The 22,247-nt window shown below is 72.6% G+C and carries 16 protein-coding genes, 1 tRNA gene and 1 other RNA gene; 13 read left to right on the plus strand and 5 right to left on the minus strand.

Features of this window, described 5'->3' with window-relative positions:
- Positions 1-130: 130 nt before the first annotated feature.
- Both AB0O11_RS00405 and AB0O11_RS00410 read left to right on the plus strand, forming a co-directional pair.
- A complete protein-coding gene (locus AB0O11_RS00405; RefSeq protein WP_363380108.1) occupies positions 131-1,480 on the plus strand; it encodes a hypothetical protein in 1,350 nt (449 codons plus the stop codon).
- Entirely contained in the window at positions 1,477-2,250 is a 774-nt protein-coding gene (locus AB0O11_RS00410; RefSeq protein ID WP_363380111.1) for an isocitrate lyase/phosphoenolpyruvate mutase family protein, read from the plus strand. Before AB0O11_RS00405 ends, AB0O11_RS00410 begins: the two co-directional genes overlap by 4 nt.
- Positions 2,251-2,280: 30 nt before the next feature.
- On the opposite strand, the gene AB0O11_RS00415 is transcribed toward AB0O11_RS00410, so the two are convergent.
- The gene (locus AB0O11_RS00415) at positions 2,281-3,045 is read right to left on the minus strand and encodes a TetR/AcrR family transcriptional regulator C-terminal domain-containing protein (RefSeq protein WP_363380113.1); all 765 of its coding nucleotides are present in this window, start codon (positions 3,043-3,045) and stop codon (positions 2,281-2,283) included.
- 253 nt (positions 3,046-3,298) lie between these two features.
- On the opposite strand from AB0O11_RS00415, the gene AB0O11_RS00420 reads away from it, so the two are divergent.
- Both AB0O11_RS00420 and AB0O11_RS00425 read left to right on the plus strand, forming a co-directional pair.
- Positions 3,299-4,813 (plus strand): MFS transporter, encoded by a 1,515-nt coding sequence (locus tag AB0O11_RS00420; RefSeq protein WP_363380116.1) that lies wholly within the window; start codon positions 3,299-3,301, stop codon positions 4,811-4,813.
- Positions 4,814-4,927: 114 nt separating this feature from the next.
- The gene (locus AB0O11_RS00425; RefSeq protein WP_363380119.1) at positions 4,928-5,641 is read left to right on the plus strand and encodes a helix-turn-helix domain-containing protein; all 714 of its coding nucleotides are present in this window, start codon (positions 4,928-4,930) and stop codon (positions 5,639-5,641) included.
- Positions 5,642-5,647: 6 nt separating this feature from the next.
- On the opposite strand, the gene AB0O11_RS00430 is transcribed toward AB0O11_RS00425, so the two are convergent.
- The 4 genes from AB0O11_RS00430 to AB0O11_RS00445 form a co-directional block, all read right to left on the minus strand.
- Positions 5,648-6,049, minus strand: coding sequence for a VOC family protein (locus AB0O11_RS00430; protein WP_363380122.1), 402 nt, complete (start codon positions 6,047-6,049; stop codon positions 5,648-5,650).
- Between the two features lie 58 nt (positions 6,050-6,107).
- Entirely contained in the window at positions 6,108-10,844 is a 4,737-nt protein-coding gene (locus AB0O11_RS00435; protein WP_363380123.1) for a caspase family protein, read from the minus strand.
- A gap of 353 nt (positions 10,845-11,197) precedes the next feature.
- Positions 11,198-12,406 (minus strand): hypothetical protein, encoded by a 1,209-nt coding sequence (locus tag AB0O11_RS00440; protein ID WP_363380125.1) that lies wholly within the window; start codon positions 12,404-12,406, stop codon positions 11,198-11,200.
- A 498-nt stretch (positions 12,407-12,904) separates the two neighbouring features.
- Positions 12,905-12,989: transfer RNA gene (locus AB0O11_RS00445), tRNA-Ser, on the minus strand.
- A 111-nt stretch (positions 12,990-13,100) separates the two neighbouring features.
- Between AB0O11_RS00445 and ffs the strand changes: the two genes are divergently transcribed.
- From ffs to AB0O11_RS00490, 9 genes are all read left to right on the plus strand, one after another.
- Positions 13,101-13,191: signal recognition particle sRNA small type (ffs, locus tag AB0O11_RS00450), an RNA gene on the plus strand.
- 70 nt (positions 13,192-13,261) lie between these two features.
- On the plus strand, positions 13,262-15,424 hold the full coding sequence (locus tag AB0O11_RS00455; protein WP_363380128.1) for a DNA polymerase III subunit gamma and tau: 2,163 nt from the start codon (positions 13,262-13,264) through the stop codon (positions 15,422-15,424).
- A 138-nt stretch (positions 15,425-15,562) separates the two neighbouring features.
- Positions 15,563-15,901 (plus strand): YbaB/EbfC family nucleoid-associated protein, encoded by a 339-nt coding sequence (locus AB0O11_RS00460; protein WP_224284007.1) that lies wholly within the window; start codon positions 15,563-15,565, stop codon positions 15,899-15,901.
- A 200-nt stretch (positions 15,902-16,101) separates the two neighbouring features.
- Entirely contained in the window at positions 16,102-16,701 is a 600-nt protein-coding gene (gene recR, locus AB0O11_RS00465; protein ID WP_224284008.1) for a recombination mediator RecR, read from the plus strand.
- Positions 16,694-17,407, plus strand: a complete 714-nt coding sequence (locus AB0O11_RS00470) for a DUF5063 domain-containing protein (RefSeq protein WP_363380132.1) — start codon at positions 16,694-16,696, stop codon at positions 17,405-17,407. Before recR ends, AB0O11_RS00470 begins: the two co-directional genes overlap by 8 nt.
- A gap of 339 nt (positions 17,408-17,746) precedes the next feature.
- Positions 17,747-19,027 (plus strand): aspartate kinase, encoded by a 1,281-nt coding sequence (locus AB0O11_RS00475; protein ID WP_363380134.1) that lies wholly within the window; start codon positions 17,747-17,749, stop codon positions 19,025-19,027.
- A gap of 60 nt (positions 19,028-19,087) precedes the next feature.
- Positions 19,088-20,155: an aspartate-semialdehyde dehydrogenase gene (locus AB0O11_RS00480; RefSeq protein WP_363380136.1), complete on the plus strand. Its 1,068-nt coding sequence runs from the start codon at positions 19,088-19,090 to the stop codon at positions 20,153-20,155.
- A gap of 301 nt (positions 20,156-20,456) precedes the next feature.
- Complete coding sequence (locus tag AB0O11_RS00485; protein WP_224284012.1) at positions 20,457-21,002, plus strand: SigE family RNA polymerase sigma factor; 546 nt, start codon at positions 20,457-20,459, stop codon at positions 21,000-21,002.
- Complete coding sequence (locus AB0O11_RS00490) at positions 20,995-22,221, plus strand: hypothetical protein (protein WP_363380139.1); 1,227 nt, start codon at positions 20,995-20,997, stop codon at positions 22,219-22,221. Before AB0O11_RS00485 ends, AB0O11_RS00490 begins: the two co-directional genes overlap by 8 nt.
- Positions 22,222-22,247: the final 26 nt, after the last annotated feature.

The following is a 22,247-nucleotide window of genomic DNA, read 5'->3' on the forward strand; positions in this document are numbered from 1 at the left end:
GGCCGCGTCCGGGGGCGGGGGCGGTCGAAGCGGTGGGGCCGCGTGGGGGAGCGGAGCCGGGGACATGCCTCCAGGGTCGCCCCGGCACGGTTCGGCCGGCGCCGAAACGACCCGGGGCCACGATGACGGCATGAGCGAAACCACGGTGGTCTCCGGCCCCGCGACCACGACCTTCTCCCGCTACGACGACGTCACGGCGGCCCTGGCCGACCCGGCGCTGGTCCCGCCGCCCGCCGCGCCCGGCGCCACCCCCGGCACGGTGGCCTGGCTGCGGTCCGCCGTCGCCCGGTTCAGCTCGGGGGAGCCGCACGCCCGGCGCCGGGCGCTGGTGCTGGCCGACCTGGAACGGCTGGACCCGTCCCGGCTGCGGGTGGCCGCGGCCGGCGGCTTCGAGCCCGACGTCCGGCTGCGGGTGGTCCGGGTGCTCGCGGCGGAGCTCGGCCTCGCCGACCCGGAGGCCGTGGCGCGGGACGTCGCGACGGTGGCCCGGGCCTACTTCGCCGACACACCGGACGACCCGGCGGCGGACGTGGCGGTGGCCCGGCTGCTGCCCGCGATGGGGGACCGGGACGAGGAGACGGCCGCGAACCGGATCGGCCTGCTCGTCCAGGCCTGCGACGCCACCGCCGCGCTGGTCGAGGGCGCCCGCCGGCACGAGGACGGGCCGGCCGGCGTGCTGCGCACGGACCCGCCGCTGCGGACGATGCGGCGGCTCGCCGCCCGGGCGACCGCGGTCGGCGGGGTCGAGGTGCCGGCCGGGACGCAGGTCCTGCTCGACATCGCGGCCGCCCAGGCCGGGGCACCGGAGGGCGTCGCGCTCACCTTCGGCGCCCCGCCCCGGAGCTGCCCGGGACGCGCGCAGGCCATGGCCATCGCCGAGGGCATCCTGTACGGCGCCTCCGATCCGGCGGACACCGGGACACCGCCGGCGCCGGACCTCGACCAGGGCGAACTCGCCGCCCTGGTGCCGGAGATGGTCGACCACGTGCTCGCGCTGGCGGCCGGCTGGACGGCCTGGGACGGCCGCCCGATCGTCAACGCCGACGGCCGGACCTACGCTCCGTACAAGGCGGTTCGCCGCATCACCGACCATCTCCTGGACCACCTGGCCGAGTTGGACGCCCGGCTGGCCGGCGAGCCGACCGAGCCCGACCACTGGCACGCCTCCAACGTCACCACCACGGCCGACCTCGCCCCGTTCACCACCGCCGACCTGGACGAGGCCCGCAGCCGGCTGACCCGGCTGGCCGGGATCTGGTCCCGGCGGGTCGCCGCGCTGCCGGACGGGCGGCTGGACGACTCGCCGGGGGCGGGCTGGAGCTTCCGGCAGATCGTCTGCCACGTCTCCGAGGCCGGGTACTACTACGCGGACTCGGTCGGGAGCCTGGCGGGCGCGGCCGACTGCCCGGTAGACGCGATCGGCTGCCCGGTGGACGCGACCGGAAACCTCACGAACGAGCCGATGGAGACGACCCGATGACCCCCTTCGCCGCCCTGCACCACCGGCCCGGCCGCCCGCTGCTGCTCCCCAACGCCTGGGACCACGCCTCGGCCGTCGCCCTCGCCGCCCAGGGCCACCCCGCGATCGGCACCACCAGCCTGGGTGTGGCAGCCGTCGCCGGGCTGCCCGACGGCGCCGCCGCCACCCGCGCGGAGACCGTACGGCTGGCGCGCCGGCTCGGACGCGGCGGCTTCCTGCTCAGCGTCGACGCGGAGTCCGGGTTCAGCGACAGCCCGGACGAAGTCGCCGAGCTGGCCGTGGAGTTGGTGAAGGCGGGAGCGGTCGGCATCAACCTGGAGGACGGCCGGGCGGACGGCACGCTGACCCCGTCCGCCCGTCACGCCGCGAAGATCGCGGCGGTGAAGGCGGCCGCGCCGGAGCTGTTCGTGAACGCCCGCACCGACACCTACTGGTGCGGTCAGGGCGCCCCCGAGGCGGAGACGCTCCGGCGCCTGGACGCCTACCAGCGGGCGGGCGCGGACGGGGTGTTCGTCCCCGGGTTGGCCGATCCGGCGGCCATCGGCCGGCTGGTCGGCGCGCTCGCCGTCCCGCTCAACATCCTCTGGACGCCGGCCGGCCCGGGCCTCGCCGAGCTGGCCGGGCTCGGGGTGGCCCGGGTCAGCCTGGGCTCGCTGCTGTACCGCGCGGCCCTGGCGGCGGCGGTGGCCACGGCGGCGGCCGTCGCGGCGGGCGAGCCGGTCGGCCCGGCGCCCGGGTACGCGGAGGTGCAGGCGCTCAGCGGGAGTTGAGCACGTCCCGGGTGGGCCGACCGTCCGGGCTCAGCCCTCGCGGCGGGCGGCCCGGGACGCCTCGATCCCGTCCAGGATGACGTTGATGCCGCGGGCGAAGCTGCTGTCCCGGCCCGCGGCGACCTCGTCCGGAACCTCGGTGGTGTACAGCCGGTGCAGCCGCGGGAACTCCTTGGTGGCCTCGATGACGGTGGGCAGCAGCTGGTTCATCCACTCCTCCTCGTCCTGGCCGCTGCGGGCCAGCGAGGCCACCCAGGAGGCCTCCACGGAGGCGGTTCCGATGGTGTAGCCCATGACCGCGCTCATCGCGTCGTTCGCCTCGCCGATCTCGAAACCGGCCGTCTCCATCACGGCCAGCTGGGCCTCGGAGAGCCGCATCCAGTTGGGGCCGAGGTAGACCATCCCGACGTCGCCGATCACGGACACCATCCAGGGGTGGCGCATGATGGCCGCGCGCACGCTCTCGGCGCACTCCATGACCTTCGCGCGCCAGACCTCCGGGTCCTCGGAGCCCTCGGCCTCGGTCAGCGGGAGGGTGCCGAAGACCTGGTCGACGACCAGGGCGAGCAGCTCGTCCTTGTTGGCGACGTGGGTGTAGAGCGAGGTCGCGCCGGCGTTCAGCCGGGCGGCGAGCTTGCGCATGCTCAGCGCCTCGATGCCGTCGGAGTCCAGCAGCGCGAAGGCCTCGGCGACGATCTGTTCGCGGCTGAGGGTGGGCTGCTCCCGCCGTCGCTGGGGCCGGTTCCACAGCGTCGGGATGCCCGGGGTCGTACCGTCCTCTGATTTGGCCGCCATCGGGCCCTCCTCACCAATCGTCCGGACCCGGTCCGGTCCGGCGCAGCTCGCCACAGGTTGCGAACAGTGTACGGCGCCACGAACAGCGTACGGAGATCGAACAGTGTGCGGCGTTGCGAACAGTGTGCGGCGTCCGTACAGTGTTCGGAGCGGCGCACACCGTACCCCCTGGGGACGGAGGGCGGTGTGCCCGCGACGACTTCCGCGCGGCCACAGCCCGCGTCCGATCCGAAGCTCGAAGGGGGAAAACGCCGTGGAACGTCATCCGCAGCGCTGGCTCATTCTGGTCGTGCTCTGTCTCAGCAGCCTGGTGCTGGTGATCGACAACATGGTGCTCACGGTGTCCGTCCCGCCGATCGCGGAGGACCTCAAGGCCGGGGCGCAGGACATTCAGTGGATCATCGACTCGTACATCCTGGTCTTCGCCGGCCTGCTGTTGACCTCGGGCAGCCTCTCCGACCGCTTCGGACGGCGGAAGGTGATGATCGTCGGACTGGCGCTGTTCGGCGCGGCCTCGCTGGTCGCGGCGTACGCCGGCAGCCCCGGTGAGCTGATCGCCGGGCGCGTCCTGATGGGCGTCGGCGGCGCGCTGGTCATGCCGAGCACGCTCTCCATCCTGATCACCGTCTTCGACGACGAGGAGCGCCCGAAGGCGATCGCCGCCTGGACCGCGGTGGCCATGATCGGACTGGTCGGCGGTCCGGTGCTGGGCGGCGCGCTGATCGCGCACTTCTGGTGGGGCGCGGTCTTCCTGCTCAACGTGCCGGTCGCGGCGGTCGCCATCGTCGCCGCGATGGTGCTGATGCCCGAGTCCAAGGGGCCGTGGCGCCGTCCCGACCTGCCGGGCATGGTGCTGTCGATGATCGGCATGACGGCGCTGGTCTGGTCGATCATCGTGCTGCCCCGGGACGGCTTCACCAGCGTGAGCACCCTCGGCGCGCTCCTCCTCGCGGTGGCCGCACTGGCCGGCTTCGCCGTCCGGCAGGTCCGCACCGACTCGCCGATGGTCCCGCTCAACCTGTTCCGCAACCGGGTCTTCACCGGCGCCAGCTTCTCGCTCGTCCTGCTGACCTTCGCCACCGGCGGGCTGATGCTGGTCCTCACCCAGCACCTCCAGTTCGTGCTGGAGTTCTCGCCCACCGACACCGGCCTCGCCTTCATCCCGCTGGCCATTGCCTCGCTGGTGTTCAACGCGGTGGGCGCGGTGCTCGGCAAGAAGATCCCGGCGCGGGTGCTCACCTCGATCGGCATGCTGATCATCGCGGGCGGCTTCGGGCTGCTGGCCACCCTGTCGGTCGGCGACGGCTTCACCAAGGTCGCCCTGGCCATGCTGGTGCTCGGCATCGGCTCCGGCCTCGGCATGCCGGCCGCCGCCAACGCGCTGATGGGCGCCATCCCCAGCGAGCACGCCGGTGTCGGCTCCGCGCTCAACGACACCATCCAGCAGTCCGGTGCGGCGCTCGGCGTGGCCATCCTCGGCACCGTGCTCTCCAGCACCTACACCGGCGCGATGCCCGACGCCGCCCCCGAGGCCGCCCGCCACGACATCACCGGCGCGCTCGCGGTGGCCCGCTCCACCGGGGACGGCGGACTGGTCGCGGCCGCCCGGGAGGCGTTCAACACCGCCACCTCCACCACCTTCACGGTGGGCGGCATCGCGGTCGTCGCGGCCGCGGTGCTCACCCTGGTGCTGATGCGCGACGGCCGGAAGGCAGCCCGCGCGGGGGGCGACGCTCCGGTGGCGCCGGAGGCCGAGCCGGTCGCCTGAGCCTCCGCCCGTCCGTCCTGACGTCCTGGACATCCCCGTCGGCCCCGGTTGCCCCGTGCAGCCGGGGCCGACGGCGTTCGCGCGCCCCCGTCCCGCGGCGCGTAGCCTCGCGTCATGGAGTCGTCCTCGCCGTACCGGGAGCGCGCGTCCCGGCTGCCCGGTGCGGTCGTGTGGACGAAGCAGGCCCTCGGGCGTACGGACGCCGCCCAGGCCGGGCCCGTTCTGCCCGACGGCTGCATGGACCTGCTGTGGACGCAGGGGCGGCTCCTGGTCGCCGGACCGGACACCCACGCCTTCCGCCCCGGCCCCGGGCTGCGCGGCCCGTGGGCGGGCGTTCGCTTCCGGCCCGGTGCCGCCCCCGCCCTGCTCGGCGTCCCCGCGCACGAACTACGGGACCGCCGCGTCGAGTTGGCCGACCTGAGGCCGGCCGCCGAAGTCCGGCGCCTCACCGAACTCATCGACGCGGCCCCCGATGCGGCCGCCGCACTGGAGGCCCTGGCCCTGCGCCTGGCGGCCGAGGCCCCGCCCGAGGAGCCGCTGATCCGCGTGGTGGCCGCCTCGCTCGCCGCCGGACGGTCCGTCGCCGCGACGGCCGAGACGGTCGGCCTCGGCGCGCGCCAACTCCACCGCCGCTCACTGGCCGCCTTCGGCTACGGTCCCAAGACCCTCGCGCGGATCCTGCGCATGCAGCGCGCCCTGGCGCTCGCCCGCTCCGGCGTTCCGACGGCCGAGGCGGCGGCCCTGGCCGGCTATGCGGACCAGGCCCACCTGGCCCGCGACGTACGGGAGTTGGCGGGCATGCCGATGACGGCACTGCTGCTCGGCTAGCTCCTGCTACAGGGGCGCGAGCAGGTCCACCCCGTTGCCGTCCGGATCGTGCACCACGGCGTAGCGCTGCCCCCAGAAGGCGTCCCACGGCTTCAACTCCCCGTGGTACCCGGCGCCGGTCAGCTCCTCGTACAGCGCGTCCACCTGCGCGGGGCTCCCGCAGCGGAACGCCAACGCGGCCCGCGTGCCGCGGCTCGGCGGCTGCCAGGCGGGGTGGAACGACCGGATGGTGGCCTCGGTGTCGAGCACCAGGAGCGGCCCGCCCGGCAACTCGGCCTCGACGTGCGCCTCACCCTCGGCCCCCTCGGCGAACCCCACCCCCAACCGCCGGTAGAAGGCGACCGAGGCGGCCATGTCCGAAACGGCCAGCCCGACGAAGGCGAACTGCGGTGCAGGTGTGCTGTTCATGCCCGCCACGCTAGGCGCCCCCACCCGCCCGGTCTTGAACGAATCGGACATCGGCGGATCAGTCGACGCCGAGGCGCCTGCACCAGTCCGGGGGCAGCTGGGGGCGCAGGAAGACGACCCCCTGCTGGGTGCCGACGGCCAGGTCGAGGCACGGGCTCCCGGGAAGGACGGTGAGCGAGGTGACGAGGGCCGGCAGCGGGGCGGACCACACCTTCTCGCAGCTGGGCAGATGGCACAGGGCCACACCGTGCTCGTCGCTCACGGCCACCAGGGCCTCGCCGTTGGGCGCGGGGCCCGTCCACAGGATGCGGAAAGCCGGGACGGGCAGACACCGGGAGATGTCGGGCGTCGCGGGATTCCAGACCGTCGCCGTGGTGGGACGGGGATTGTCTCGCCCCTCAAGGGCGATGCAGAGCAGCACGGGGGTACCGCTCGGCAGGTCGACCCAGTAGAGGTCGCGAAGAGGCCGGAGCGACACCTCCTGGCGGGCGTCGAGGTCCGAGGTCACGACTTCAGGTTGCAGATTCACCGCATACTGCCGATTGGTGGTCATGTCGATCACTGACGTCGCGCCGCTGAGCCCTTGTTGCGCGATCCAGCGAGTGCCCGAATTGCCGTGGTGGGGCACCAGGAGGCGTACATCGGGGGCGAGTTCGATCCCGTCGCTCTGGTGTGGAGTGCCGGTGGCGATGTTCCATACCCGGCCCACGGTCGCCACTCCCGCCTGCGGCACCTGCGGCTCGACGACGTCGAAGAAGTCGGTGTACGGACGGGCCGATCGTCCGGCCACGCTGGTCTCCCACCCTTGGATCTTTCTGATACCGGTCATCAGCACCGTGTCTCCGGAGAGCGTGGTGAACGCCGTCGAGTGGACGCAGTCGTTGACGGGATCGATGCTCCAGGGGAGGGACACCCAGTCCGGGCTGTCATCGGGAGCATTCACCAGCGTGACGCGTCCGCGCAGTGCGTCGAACCCCACGACACGGGTGTGGGGCGTCCAACGTGTCGGGGGGAGGAGCCGCCCGCGTAGTCTGCCCCGGTCGCCGTGGAGCCAGGGGAGGTCCGTGTTCACGACGTCCTCGCCGGGGCGCAGGCGGTGCCAGATGCCGAAGGACACGGGTATGGAGACCGGCCAACCCTTGGAATCCGGATCGAGGTTCTCGGGTTCCACGTGCCCCGTGTACTTCCACGAGAGCAGGTTGAGCGTGCCGTCGGGGTCCTCGGTGTGGTAGCCCTCATCCGGAGTGCTTCCGAGCGCGATGTCGGGGACCGGAACACGGCCGACTCCGGGCACCGCTGTGTTCAGGAAGTCCGGTTGCACGCGCATGGTGATCCGATGGCGGGTCACGGACATGACCGCCGACGGATCCTCGGACCAGGGGATCAGTGATTCGACCTGAAGTGCCGAGAACCCCACACCGGACGAGTCGTGTCCAGCCGGTGTCGGCTCGCTGTGGTGGGCAGCCCATGGCCAGAGTCGGGCGGTGCCATCGTTGCCGATGGCGAGGATGTCGGGGCCCTCGGCCTCCGGCGCGTCGAGGAGTCGCACGGCGCACACGGCGCCCTCGTGGCCGCGGAGAGGCGAACCGATGGCGTCGCCCGTTTCGCAGTCCACCACGGTCGGATGGATTCCGAAGGTCGCCGTCACCGCGAGCATCCGACCGGCGTGCAGGACGGGAACCATCATCATCGTGCTGTTGGCCGCTTTGCCCTTCACGGGAACGTGTTGTGGCGCTGCGTCGAGGCGGGCGATCAGGAGCTCCTCCTTGTTCAGCGTCACGAAGACGGGCGTCGCTGTACTGCCATGAGCGAAGCCGGTCTTGAATTCCGAATACCCCTCGAACGGCATGCTCGTGATCGTCCCTGTCCCCACGTCAACCAGGCTCAAGCTGACCCGGGACTCGGCGACGGCAGCCACGGTGCCACGCCCTCGATGGATGCGGTCCAGCAAGGTAGGGCGGACCATGCCCTCCCGTACCACCACAGTGTCGCGGTGTTCATCGAATGCGTGCAGGAGGACTTGCCCCCGCACACCGTCACAGGTGAGCAGGCGGGCGCGGCCGCCCTCATCGCGGCCGAGACAGGCCGAGGCCTTGGGATCGTCCCAGAGGCGTGGCGGAGGCGTAGGGCAGTCCACCGTGACCAGCGGTTCCCACCCGGGCAACGACAGGGCCACCACCTGTTCCGCGTCCCCGCACACGACGACCGGCGTGCCGTCGGACCGGAAGCCGGCGTCGAAGAGGCGGCGGTACCCGGTGTCGGGGATCGTTCGGGTGAGCGTCTGGTCCAGCACGTTCCAGAGGCGGACGGTGCCCTTGGCGTCAAGTGTGACCGCCTCGGTCCGGCCGGTGGGTTCGGTGAGCAGTTCGAGCCCCACCACGTTCGCCGGGTGCGGCAGGACCGTCGACCGAGACGGATCGTCGAGCATCCAGACGTGTACATGGGGAACCGAGGACCTGGTCGCCAGCACGGCCCGGCTGCCGACCGGGAGGACGAGGTCCTTGACCATCCAGTCCAGACTCACCGAACTGACCGAGTATGCGTCCCCCTCGTGCCGCCCCACCACCCGGTGCGGGGTGATCTCACGGGGCTCGACCCGGATCCGCCGCAGCGAACCGGAGAGCTCCTCGGCCTGCCGGGCGAGTTCGTGCTCCCCGTGGGTGCCCGCGACGTACGCCAGCAGGGCGGCCCGGTCGACCGATGCGGAGACTCCGTCCGTGAGGAGGTAGCAGTAGCGTTCGACGGCCATGGACAGCATGGGATCGCGCAACGTGTGGCGCAGTGCGGGAAGCAGGGTCGAAGGCTCCGCGCCGACGACGTACGAGGCATCCGCCAGGAGGTCGTCCAGTGCCCCCGACTCGGCCGCGTGGGTCGCGAGATGGGCCAGTACGTAGGGATGGGCCCGCGACCAGGTCCGGTCCGGGACCAGGCCCATCAGCGTGTCGACGAAGCACTCCTGGACGTCCTTGAGGTCCCGGCGCGCGAGCACCCGGGTCTTCATGTGGTCCGTCAGTTCCTGGTGGTACAGCCGGAAGTACCTGGTCCCGTCCACCACCGCGTGGGACAGGTAGGAGCCGTCCTCCTCCAGGAGGACATCGATGTGCGCCTCCGTGAGCGGCATGCCCGACAGGCTCCTGGCGGCCTGCACCCAGATCCTTCGGGGAAGGCCGCTGCCTTCCCCGAAGGCCAGGGCGGTGAGCAGCGCCATCGTCGGCTCGTGGCGGTCGGACGGAAGCCGCTGGAGGTACGCCTCGAAGGCGCCGCCAACATCGGAGGGGAGCTGTTCCGTCCAGCCCGGCACGGAGGTGTCGACGGGCCGGTCGCGCAGCAGCGCGCTCGCCGTCATGCGGGCGACCAGGAAGCAGCGGCCGGCCCGGCGTGCCACCTCGTCCGCCACCTGACGTGCGAGGCCGGGGGTGTGCTCGTAGGGTGCGCCAGTGTCGGAGATGATCTTCGCGACGTACTCGGCGGTGTCAGTGTCGTCGGCGTACGCGCGGTCGTCGAGGTCGATGACCGGCACCCGGTCCCCGATGTGGGACAGCAGCTCACGGCGCGATCCGACGACGAGCCGGACGCAGGCCACGCCGGCGAGCGGGCGCAGCAGTTCCCAGGCGATGCGGCGGGCCTCGGCCTTGTCGCCGCCGGACCCGGCCTCGTCGAGCGAGTCGACGATGACGCGGAACGGCCGCTGTCGGCCGGCCAGTGCCGCGAACAGCGCCACCGGTGTGGCGGCCCGTACGTCGGCAGCGGCCGCGAGCCGTTCGACCAGCGCTTCCATCGTCTGGTGATGGGCGTTGACGGAGGCGTCGGCGCAGCCTTCCAGGACGAGCCGCCCGAGTACGGCGGACTTGCCGGAGCCCGGATCGGCGGTCACCACGAGGATGCCCGAGCCCTCTTCTCCGGCGAGGTGGTCGCGTCCCCTCCGGAGGGCGCGTTCTCGTCCGGTGAAGTACGACCCGGAGTCGTAGACCTGTTCGACGCCGCGCCCCCGCGGTTCGAAGTGCGAGGCGAGGTCGGCGGAACCCGCGTCGGTGCACCCTTCCCCGGTGACCTCGGCCTGCGGGTCGAACAGCGGGTTCGGGAAGAACGGCGGCGGCTCCGACTGGTCCACGGACGAGCAGGCGGCCCGCTGCCTGAGCCCGGACGCCACGAAGGACTGGTTGACCCGGTCGGCGATGGTGCCCGGGGACAGGTGGCGCTGCGATGCTCCGTCACCTTGGTGGTAGGCCTTGGCGAGTTCGGAGACGAAGGCGCCGTCCACGGCGGTGTCGCGATGGCGCGCGGAGGCCAGCAGCCAGGTGCCCGAGCCGAGTTCGTCACCGCGTCCCCGACCGGCCACGACGGTGTCGGTCACCGCACCGAGCCCGGCCCCGGCCGCCGCGGCGTGGCAGGCGTCGATGATGAACAGCACATTGCGCAGGGGGGATTCGGCGACGACCTCGGCCAGGTTGGGGAGGGACAGCCAGGAGCGGGGCCGGCCGTGGGTGCTGTCCGCACACGCCAGCCGGTACTGGTTGGTGGCGGACCGGGAGCCGTGTCCGGCGTAGTACACGACGAGTACGTCATCGGCGGTGAGCCCGGGGCTCCGGCACCAGTCGGACAGGGCGTCCTCGAAGTCCGCCGATGCGGGATCGCGGGAGACGGAGGCCAGTACCCGCTGGTACCCCATCGACGCGAAGAGCCCGACCACTCCGTCGACGTCCTCGTGCACCAGAGGCAGCTCCGGCTCCTCCACGTAGTGGCGAGTGCCCGCCGCGATGAGGTAGCGCATCAGCGCACCTCCGACGCGGTACACCAGGCCGAGTCCTCGCCCGGGTGCCGCCCGCTCACCCCGTGCACACAGACGACCGCGCTCAATTCCCCTCCCGAGTGTGGGGACAAGCCTACGGCCGGACCGGGACCCGGACTCCGACCGACCAGGGGCCGGGGCCGGCGGCACGACGAAGGCCCGGACCGCGTGATGCGGTCCGGGCCTTCGTGAAGGCGGGGGGATACGAGCTTCGAACTCGTGAGGGGTTGCCCCCCACACGCTCCCCGGGAGAGTCCGCCGAGGTTCGCAGGTGTCCTGGCCTGCGCCGGAGCGAACCGCTTGCCGTGGCCGGATACCGCCGAACGGCAGGCCGCGCACCCCGGGCGCAGGTCCGGTGCTCAGCCGCCGCCGTAGGTGCTCTGGGTGACGGCGAAGACGTTGCGTCCGCCCGCGGGCTCCTGCAGCGACCACAGCAGGTCGGGGTTGGTGGCGTCCTCCCAGTAGGAGAGGCTCTCGCCGCCGCTCACCCAGGCGAAGGTGGAGGGGCCTGCGGTCGGGGTCCAGTAGTAGAGCTTCTTCTGCCCCGAGGAGTTGAACCACCATCGGCCGTTGTGGGAAGCCACGCCGTTGAGGTTGTACCAGGGCAGTTGGAGGGCCTGGCTGGCGGTCGTCGTCGCGGCGAACGTCGTCGCCCCGGGTGCGAACGGGAATCGGACGGCCCTCGGCGGGCGGTTGGGGTAGCTGGTGCAGCCCGACTGGCAGGTGTACTCCGTCATCACGACCGACTTGCTGACCCGGTCGAGGGAGACCGACGACCACACCAGGGAGCTGCCGGACGTCGTCTGCGACGTGACCGTGCCGATCTGGGGCAGCACGTAGGCGTAGTTGTGGGCGTAGTAGACGGTGTCGGACTGGCGGCCGATCTGGCCGGCGGTGCCGCCGGTGTCGGTGTTGAGGATCTTGCGCATGTCGAAGACGCGCATGCCGCGCCCGGTGTCGGCGACGTAGAGGTAGTCGCCGTACCAGGAGACGCCGCCGGCGTGGATCGGGATGTCCTTGAAGTCCGGCGCCGCCGCGGTGCCGGTCGGCTCCACCAGAAGGATCTTGCGGTAGGTGTTGGGGTAGGTGGCGTCCCAGTCGACCAGGGTGATCCGGCTGCGCTGCTGGGCGCCGTCGCAACCGTCCTTGGTGTACCAGCTCACCAGCACGAGCTGATGGCCGTCGTAGTTGCCGCTGTTCGCGGTCCCCACGGCGTCCCGGCTCGTCGTGATTCCCTGCGGGTAGCTCTGGCAGTCGGAGTTGTCGCCGTCGTCGAACCGGAAGCCGGTGGACAGGCCGCCGACGGAGAACGACGCGGGGAGTGCCTGCCGGTCGTGGTTCGCGTGCTCCATCACCGTGTGCACGGCAGAGGTCCCCAGTGCCGTGACGAGGGCCGAGTTGAGCGTGTCGAACTTGTGATAGTCCGCGGTGAGGGTGTACTCGGACGCGGTCAGGTCCGTCGGTGCCGCAGCGGCCGCCGCCGGCGACGCGCCGACGAGCGCGCCGGTGATGAGCAGGCCTGCTGCGAGTAATGCTCGTGCCGCGGTTCTGACGTGACGAATGATCAAGGGGAGTCCTCTCCACGCGAATGGATCGACGGCCGCTCACGCTAGGGGCGTTTTGAGCATGTCCGCAACACCCCGAGGAGAGCCGGAGCGGGCCCCGAAGCCGCCCCGCCAGTGCCGGCGGGGGCCGGTGCGGCGCCTACTCCTCCGTATCGGCCCCTCCTGGGGAGCGGTCGCTTGGCCGTCGGCCGCGCAGGGTGCGGTCGAGAAGGTCGAACAGTGCGGCCCGGTGACGTTCCGTGGCCTCGGAGTCCCATTCGGAGGTGTCGGACTGCGCGCACCCGCGGCCCGCTCCCCGGTGGGCCCCGCAGCGGTGGGGGACGCCGGCCCGGCGTCTGCGGTGCCGCCACCAGGAAGGAACTCGGCTCCGATCGGCGCGGTGGTCGTATGCCGGCTGTCCGGGCGGGCCGGAGCAGCGATGCCGGGGCGGGCTTCGGAGGGAACGACGAAGGCCCGGGCCGCTGAGCGGTCCGGGCCTTCGTTTGCCCTGGCGGGCGAAGGCGGAGGATACGAGATTCGAACTCGTGAGGGGTTGCCCCCAACACGCTTTCCAAGCGTGCGCCCTAGGCCTCTAGGCGAATCCTCCGAGGGAGAGCTTAGTACATGTTTTGGGGTGGTCGCGACCACCTGTCCCGCAGGCAGGAGGGCGGGGGTGGCCTGTGGATCGTCGGGGCCGGGATCCGGTAGTGTGGGGGTCAGCCCCTCGTGTGGCGTCATCTCTCTGAACCCCCCCAGGGCCGGAAGGCAGCAAGGGTAGGAGGGCTCTGGCGGGTGCACGGGGGGTCTTTGCGTTCCCGGGGCCCGGGCCGGGGGTGAGGGGCGACGCGTTTGTCGGTCCGTCCCGATATCGTCGGTGGTGTGTCCCTAGCCCTGTACCGCCGCTACCGCCCCGAGACCTTCGCGGAGGTCATCGGGCAGGAGCACGTGACCGCTCCGCTCCAGCAGGCCCTGCGCAACAACAGGGTCAACCACGCGTACCTGTTCAGCGGGCCGCGCGGCTGTGGCAAGACGACGAGCGCGCGCATCCTGGCCCGTTGCCTCAACTGTGAGCAGGGGCCGACGCCGACGCCCTGCGGGGAGTGCCAGTCCTGCCGGGACCTCGCGACCGGCGGGCCCGGGTCGATCGACGTGATCGAGATCGACGCCGCTTCGCACGGTGGTGTGGACGACGCGCGCGAGCTGCGCGAACGGGCGTTCTTCGCGCCGGTGCACAGCCGGTACAAGATCTTCATCCTGGACGAGGCGCACATGGTGACCTCGGCCGGCTTCAACGCGCTGCTCAAGGTGGTCGAGGAGCCTCCGGAGCACCTCAAGTTCATCTTCGCGACCACCGAGCCGGAGAAGGTGATCGGGACGATCCGGTCCCGGACGCACCACTACCCGTTCCGGCTGGTCCCGCCCGGCACGCTGCGCGACTACCTGACGGAGGTGTGCGGCCGGGAGGGGATCCAGGTCGAGGACGCCGTGTTCCCGCTGGTGGTGCGGGCGGGTGCCGGGTCGGTGCGTGACTCGATGTCGGTCATGGACCAGCTGCTGGCCGGGGCCGGTGAGAGCGGCGTCACATACCAGATGGCCACGGCGCTGCTCGGGTACACCGACTCCGCGCTGCTGGACGAGGTGGTGGACGCCTTCGCCGCGCACGACGGGGCGACGGTGTTCCAGGTGATCGACCGGGTGGTCGAGGGCGGGCACGACCCGCGCCGTTTCGTCACCGACCTGCTGGAGCGGCTGCGCGACCTGGTGATCCTGGCCACCGTGCCGGACGCGGGGGAGAAGGGGCTGATCGACGCCCCGGCCGACCGGGTCGCGGTGATGCAGGCGCAGGCGGACGCGTTCGGTGCGGCCGAGCTGAGCCGGGCCGCCGACATCGTCAACACCGGGCTGACCGAGATGCGCGGCAACGCGGCGCCGCGGTTGCAGCTGGAGCTGATCTGCGCCCGGGTGATGCTGCCGGGTGCGTACAGCGACGAGCTGTCGTTGCAGGCACGGCTGGACAAGCTGGAGCGACGGGCGGCGGCGGGCGGGTTCGCCGCGCCGATGGCGGCCCCCCCGATGGCGGTCGCGCCGGTGGCCGAGGTACCGGTCGCACCCGCGCCCGGCCAGGCCGCTCCCGCCCAGGCTGCGCCTGCGGTGCCGCCCGTGGCCGTGCAGCCCGTGCAGGCCCCGCCGCCCGCCGCCGCGCCCGCCGGGCCGGCGCCGGGGGCCTGGCCGATCCCGCGCAGCTTCCCGCCCGCCGGCGGTGCTCCCGCCGCGGTTCCTGCGGCGCCCCCGGCGGTGCAGCCGCAGGCCGCCCAGGCGCCGGCCCCGGCCCCGGCCTCTGCTCCCGTGCCCGCGCCGGCCCCCGCCCCGGCGGCGGCTCCCGGCGGGCAGCCGTCGGCGTCCGCGCAGCAGGGCGCCGCGCAGGTGCGGCAGCTGTGGCCGCAGATCCTGGAGGCGGTGAAGAACCGCCGCCGCTTCACCTGGATCCTGCTCAGCCAGAACGGCCAGGTGGCCGGGTTCGACGGCAGCGTGCTCCAGGTGTCCTTCATCAACGCCGGCGCCCGGGACAGCTTCGTCGGCAGCAACAGCGACGACGTGCTGCGCGCCGCGCTGGCCGACGCGCTGGGCGTGGACTGGCGGATCGAGTGCATCGTCGACCCGTCCGGCGGCGCCGGCGGCCCGGGTGGCGGTGCGCCGGGTGGCAGCGCCCAGGGCGGTGGGGGCTGGGGAGCCCCGGCGCGTCCGGCGGCCGCCGTGCCGTCGATGCCCGCCCCCGCCCCGGCGCCCGTGCAGGCTCCGCCGGTCCGGGCCGCGCCGGCGCCCGTCCAGGCCCCGCCCGTGCAGTCCGTGCCGGCCACACCGGTGCAGGCCCCGCAGCCCGTGGCGGCGCCGGCCCGTTCCGTGCAGTCGGTGGCCCCGGAGGACGACATTCCGGAGGCGGACGACCCGGATCTCAAGGAGGACGTGTTCTCCGGCCAGGAGCTGATCATCCGCGAGCTGGGTGCGACGGTGCTGGAGGAGATCCACCACCAGGGATCCTGACCCGCGCCCCGGGGCTGTCGGGCCCCTGAGCCGACCCTGAACCGGGCCCGATCCGGGGCCCGGAGCTGCGGGCAGCACGTAGGCTCGGCGGTGACGGACGAAGCACCGCAAGACAGCCGTGACAGCAAGGAGAGAGCCGTGTTCCCCGGTGGTGGCCAGCCCAACATGCAGCAGCTGCTGAAGCAGGCGCAGAAGATGCAGCAGGATTTCGCGAAGGCCCAGCAGGAGCTGGCCGAGACGAAGGTGAACGGTACGGCGGGTGGCGGTCTGGTCGAGGCGACGGTGACCGGTGCCGGTGAGCTGGTGGCGCTGACCATCGCCCCGGCGGCCGTGGACCCGGAGGACACCGAGACCCTGGCCGACCTGATCCTGGCGGCTGTCCGGGACGCCAACCAGACCGCGCAGAAGATGCAGGCCGAGCGCATGGGCCCGCTGACCCAGGGCCTGGGCGGCGGCATCCCCGGCCTGCCGTTCTAACGGCGGGTTCTTAAGTTCAGAAGGTCTGAAGTTCAGACGACAGACCCATGTGATTTATGTGGGAGTCGGGCGTCGGGCGCTGTGTCCGACGCCCGATTCGTTGGATGATGGCACCGGAGCACCACCGGCATCCGGCACCACCGACCACCCGGTACCACCGGCCATCCGGTATCACCGACCATCCGAGGGAAGGCGCGACGTTGTACGAGGGCGTGGTTCAGGACCTGATCGACGAACTGGGCAGGCTGCCCGGCGTCGGGCCCAAGAGCGCCCAGCGGATCGCCTTCCACGTGTTGCAGGCCGACCCGACCGATGTGCGCCGGCTGGCGCACGCGTTGCTGGAGGTCAAGGACAAGGTCCGCTTCTGCGTGGTCTGCGGCAACGTCGCGGAGGCCGAGCAGTGCCGGGTCTGCCTGGACCCGCGCCGCGACCTCGGCGTCATCTGCGTGGTCGAGGAGTCCAAGGACGTCGTCGCCATCGAGCGCACCCGTGAGTTCCGCGGCCGCTACCACGTGCTGGGCGGCGCGATCAGCCCCATCGAGGGCGTCGGCCCGGACGACCTGCGCATCCGCGAGCTGCTGTCGCGCCTCGCGGACGGCACGGTCACCGAGCTGATCCTGGCCACCGACCCCAACCTGGAGGGGGAGGCGACCGCCACCTATCTGGCCCGGCTCTGCAAGCCGATGGGCCTGAAGGTGACCCGTCTGGCGAGCGGCCTGCCCGTCGGCGGGGATCTGGAGTACGCGGACGAGGTCACTCTCGGCCGCGCCTTCGAAGGGAGACGACTGCTCGATGTCTGACCGGACGATCAACCAGCAGCCCCACACCCCCCACCAGCAGTCCCACGGGGAACCGGGGGCGCACACCCCGCACACCCACGGCCACGGCTCGGAGCCGGACGACTTCGCCGTGCAGATCGCCGACTCGGTGGAGAGCTTCGTGCTCGCCGTCACCGAGGTCGCCAAGGGCGACGAGCCCGGCAGCGCCGTCTCGCTGCTGCTCCTGGAGGTCTCGCAGCTGTTGCTGGCCGGCGGCCGACTGGGTGCGATCGAGGACGTCGTCCCGGAGGACCGCTTCGAGCCCGACGCCGGTCCCGAGCCGGACGGCGAGCAGCTGCGCGAGCGCCTCGCCGAGCTGCTCGCGCCGATCGACGTCTACCACGAGGTCTTCGACCCGTACGGTCCGCCGGAGAAGCCCAACGCCTTCCGGATCTCGGACGACCTGGCCGGCGTGGTCAGTGAGCTCCAGCACGGCCTGACCCACTACCGCGAGGGCCGGGTCAGCGAGGCGCTGTGGTGGTGGCAGTTCTCGTACCTCTCCAACTGGGGCACGACCTGCACGGCGGTGCTGCGGGCCCTGCAGTCGCTGATCGCCCACGTCCGGCTGGACAGCCCGATCGGCGCGGTGCCGGACGGCGCGGACACGGACGACGACGGGCTCACCGACGAGCAGCTGGAGCAGCAGGCGGGCGACCTGATGGCGGCCGAGCTCGGTCTCGGGCGATAGGCAGGCGATGGGCGCCGGGCACGTGGTCGGTGGGCGGTATTCCGCGACAGCGCCTCCGGATTGTGACGAATGCCTCAGCGGCCCGGCCGGAAAAGAAATCCGGCCGGGTGGCCGTCGCCCGATCCGCCGATTCTTCGGAGCCGTGCCGAATCGCCCGCAGACCTGACGGCGGAGCCGTCCGCACTGCCGTTCACGTGCTGAAACTACCGTCTCACCATATGGAAAGAGCCGGTCGGGGCACCCCTGCTCGGTAGACTGACGACGACCGCACCCCCCTCTCCCCCTGGGGGGTACGGGGGCCCGTAGCCCCCGGAAAAGACTTCGAGTCGAGGAGCGCACGTGGGCCTTGTCGTGCAGAAGTACGGCGGCTCATCCGTTGCGGATGCCGAAGGCATCAAGCGCGTGGCCCGCCGAATCGTTGATGCCAAGAAGGCCGGCCATGAGGTCGTCGTCGTGGTGTCCGCGATGGGCGACACGACGGACGAGCTCATCGAACTCGCGGAGCAGGTGTCGCCGCTGCCTGCCGGCCGTGAGTTCGACATGCTGCTGACCGCTGGAGAGCGCATCTCCATGGCCCTGCTGGCCATGGCGATCAAATCCCTGGGCCACGAGGCGCAGTCCTTCACGGGCAGCCAGGCCGGTGTCATCACCGACTCCGTCCACAACAAGGCGCGCATCATCGACGTGACGCCCGGCCGCATCCGTACCGCCCTGGACCAGGGCAACATCGCGATCGTGGCCGGCTTCCAGGGCGTCTCCCAGACCAGCAAGGACATCACCACGCTGGGCCGGGGCGGCTCGGACACCACCGCCGTGGCGCTCGCCGCCGCGCTCAGGGCCGAGGTCTGCGAGATCTACACCGACGTGGACGGCGTGTTCACCGCCGACCCGCGCGTGGTGAAGAAGGCCCGCAAGATCGACTGGATCGCCTACGAGGACATGCTGGAGCTGGCCTCGTCGGGTTCCAAGGTGTTGCTCGATCGGTGTGTTGAGTACGCCCGTCGCTACAACATCCCGATTCACGTACGCTCGTCCTTCTCGGGTCTTCCCGGGACGATCGTCAGCAACGACAACCCGAACCAGCCCGAAGGGGGCGAGATGGAGCAGGCCATCATCTCCGGAGTCGCCCACGACACCTCCGAGGCCAAGGTCACCGTCGTCGGTGTGCCCGACAAGCCGGGCGAGGCGGCGCGCATCTTCCGCGCCATCGCCGACGCCGAGGTCAACATCGACATGGTGGTGCAGAACGTCTCCGCCGCGTCGACCGGCCTGACCGACATCTCCTTCACCCTGCCCAAGACCGAGGGCCAGAAGGCCATCGACGCGCTGGGCCGGGTCAAGGAGGGCATCGGCTACGAGTCGCTGCGCTACGACGACGCGATCGGCAAGATCTCGCTGGTCGGCGCCGGCATGCGCTCCAACCCCGGCGTCACCGCGACCTTCTTCGAGGCGCTGTCCGCCGCGGGCGTCAACATCGAGCTGATCTCCACCTCGGAGATCCGCATCTCCGTGGTCACCCGCGCCGAGGACGTGCCGGAGGCCGTCCGCGCCGTGCACAGCGCCTTCGGCCTGGACAGCGAGAGCGACGAGGCCGTCGTCTACGGCGGCACCGGGCGATGACCCGGGAGCGGAGCGGGGGCACCGGGCGATGACCCGGGCACCGGGCCGGGAGGCCGGGCGATGACCCGGCGTCCGAACCTCGCCGTCGTCGGCGCCACCGGCGCGGTCGGCGAGGTGCTGCTCGGGCTGCTCTCCCTCCGCCAGGACATCTGGGGCGAGATCCGGCTCGTCGCCTCCCCGCGCTCGGCCGGCCGCAAGGCGGTGGTGCGCGGGGAGACTGTCGAGGTCGTCCCGCTGGCCGAGGAGGCCTTCGCCGGGATCGACGTGGCGGTGTTCGCCGTCCCCGACCCGGTCTCCGCCCAGTGGGCGCCGATCGCGGCGGTCAAGGGCGTCGTGGTGATCGACGACTCGGCCGCCTTCCGCACCGCCGAGGACGTGCCGCTGGTCGTCCCGGAGGTCAACGCGGCCGCGCTGCGGATCCGCCCGCGCGGCATCGTCGCCAGTCCGGCCGGCACCACCCTCGCGATGATCGCCGCGGTCGGGGCGCTGCACGCCGAGTACGGGCTGGCGCAGCTCGTGGTCGCCTCCTACCAGGCCGCCGACGGCGAGGGCCGCGACGGCGAGGCGGCACTGCGCGCGCAGACCGGGCTGGTGGCGGGCGCCGCGGTCGGCCGGCAGACCGGCGACCTGCGCGCGCTGATCGTCGATCAGGGGCCGTTCGCCGCCCCGCTCGCGCTCAACGCGGTGCCCTGGACCGGCGGGCTGCGCGAGGGCGGCTGGTCCGCCGAGGAGATGGGCATCCGCGACGAGTCCCGCAAGGTGCTCGGCCTGCCCGGCCTGAAGGTCTCGGCGACCTGCGTCCACATCCCGGTGGTCCGCACCCACGCGCTGGCCGTGCACGCGCGGTTCGAACGCGAGGTCACCCAGGAGCACGCGCAGGAGATCCTGCGGGACGCGCCCGGCGTGGTCCTCTACGACGACCCGGCGGCGGGCGAGTTCCCCACGCCGAACGACGTGGTCGGGACTGACCCGGTCTGGGTCGGGCGGGTCCGGCGGGCGCTGGACGAGCCGGACGCGCTGGACCTCTTCCTGTGCGGGGACAACCTGCGCAAGGGGGCGGCGCTCAACCTGGTGCAGCTCGCCGAGCTGGTGGCCGCGGAGCTGACGGCGGGCGAGCCGGCGCAGTAGGGCCGCCGGGTGCCACCGGGCCCCCGCGCGTGCCGGTGTGCCCGCTCGTGTCCACAGCTGTGTCCATACCTGTGTCCGCTCCTCGACACAATCTGTCCGGAATCCCGTGGGAATCCCCTGGAGGCCTCTTCCGCCGATGCGGAAGAATGGGCCCCGGGCCGGGCAACCATGACAGGGGATCGAGTGTCCAACGGGCGTGGCGAACGTGATGGTGGGGGCAAGGGCGGGCATCCCGGCGAGAGCCGCGGTGTCCTTCCCGTCGCGCGCCCCGTGGCCTGCGAGTAGGCCGGAAGAAGACCAGATGACGGCGGCCGCACCCGGTGCGGCGGACTCCGGCGCCGGTACCGACGCGGGTACCAGCGAGGACCTGCTCACCGAGACCTACCAGGCGCACTACCGCTCGCTGCTGCGGCTCGCAGCGCTGCTCCTCGACGACCTCTCGACCTGCGAGGACGTCGTCCAGGAGGCGTTCATCCGGGTGCACGCCGCCCGGCGCCGGGTGCGCGAGCCCGAGAAGACCCTGGCCTACCTGCGACAGACGGTCGTCAACCTGTCCCGCTCCACCCTGCGCCGCCGCATCCTCGGGCTGCGCCTGCTGCCGAAGCCCATGCCTGACATGGCCAGTGCAGAAGAAGGTGCCTACGATGCCCTGGAGCGCGACCAGTTGAAGGCCGCGCTGCGTTCTCTGCAACGCCGTCAGCGGGAGGTTCTGGTGCTGCGTTACTTCGTGGACATGACGGAGGCGCAGGTCGCCGAGACCCTGGGCATCTCGCTCGGCTCGGTGAAGGCCTACGGCTCGCGCGGACTCGCCGCCCTCCGCGTCCAGATGGAGGCCGGACATGGCTGAGACGGACGGCGGCCGACGGCGACCGGTGCACGGGGCTCCCGGAACGAACCCGCCCGGGGAGCCCGGCACGGACGCGCCCGGGGGCGGGGCCCCGGAGCTCCTGGACCTGTCCGCCGAGGAACAGGCGGTGCGCGAGCTGCTGCACGGCGCCGTCTCCGGCATCCAGCCCGCAGCCGGCGGGCTGCCGCGGATCCGGCGGGCCGTGCCCCGCCGCCGGGCCGCCCGGCGCGGCGCCTGGACCGGGGCGGCCGCGCTCGCCTTCGTCGTCGCGATCGGCCTGCCCGTCCTGCACCAGGGGGAGCACCTCGGGCTCTCCGGCGGCCCCGGCTCGGCCGGCGCCAAGAGCCCGGCCGCCACCTCCCCCAGCGGCACCGCCGGTGGCACCGGAGGCACCGGTACGGCCTCGCACGCGGACCCGAGCGACACCGGCGGCGTCACGCCGCCATCCGGTACGGTCACGGCCCCGCACACCCCTGGCGGCGGGCTGACGCACACCGACGGCGGCGTCGCGTCCACCGGGACCTCCGGCGCGGGCGACGGCGGCATCGTCCCGCTCTGCAGCCGGACGGACCTCGGCGAGGGCGTCACCCAGGTCGGCACGGCCGACGGCGACGGGCGGATCTACGGATCGTTCACCGTCTACAACGTCTCCGGGCGCAGCTGCCGGCTCGGCGGGCCGGGCTCGGTGGCGGTCACCTCCGTCAGCGGCGGCGACCGCGGCCGCATCCGCACCGCCGACCATGCCCCGGGCGACCCGGCCGCCGGCCTGCCCGCGATGGACGGGGAGCCGCCGGTGCTCGCGCCGCGGGCCGGGTACCAGGTGTCGTTCGCCTGGGTCCCCGACCAGACCTGTAGCGGCTCCGGCGCCCTGACCACCCCGTCGAGCGGCGTCAACCAGGCGGCCCTGCGCTCGGGCGTCCCCGCCGGCGAGTCCGGCGCCCCGGCCTCCGTCCCCACCAACGCGCCCAGCGCCAACCCGCCGGCCTCCTCGTCCCCGTCGGCGGGCCCCAGCACGGCCTCCAGCCCGACCGCGACCCCGACCGGCAACCCGCCCACCGCGCCGCCCACCGTGACCATCGCCCACACCCCCGCCCCCGGCAACCCGGCGGCCGCCGCGGCGACCCTGCCCGTGTCGTGCAGCGGCACCGTCTACCGCGGCGGCGTCCAGGGCCTGGGCGGCCCGGCGCCGCAGCCGTCGGGCTCGCCGACGGCGGGGTGACCCGGGGCCTGTCCTCGAACTCGTGC

It is taken from the genome of Kitasatospora sp. NPDC093102 (assembly GCF_040683915.1).
GTDB lineage: Bacteria > Actinomycetota > Actinomycetes > Streptomycetales > Streptomycetaceae > Kitasatospora.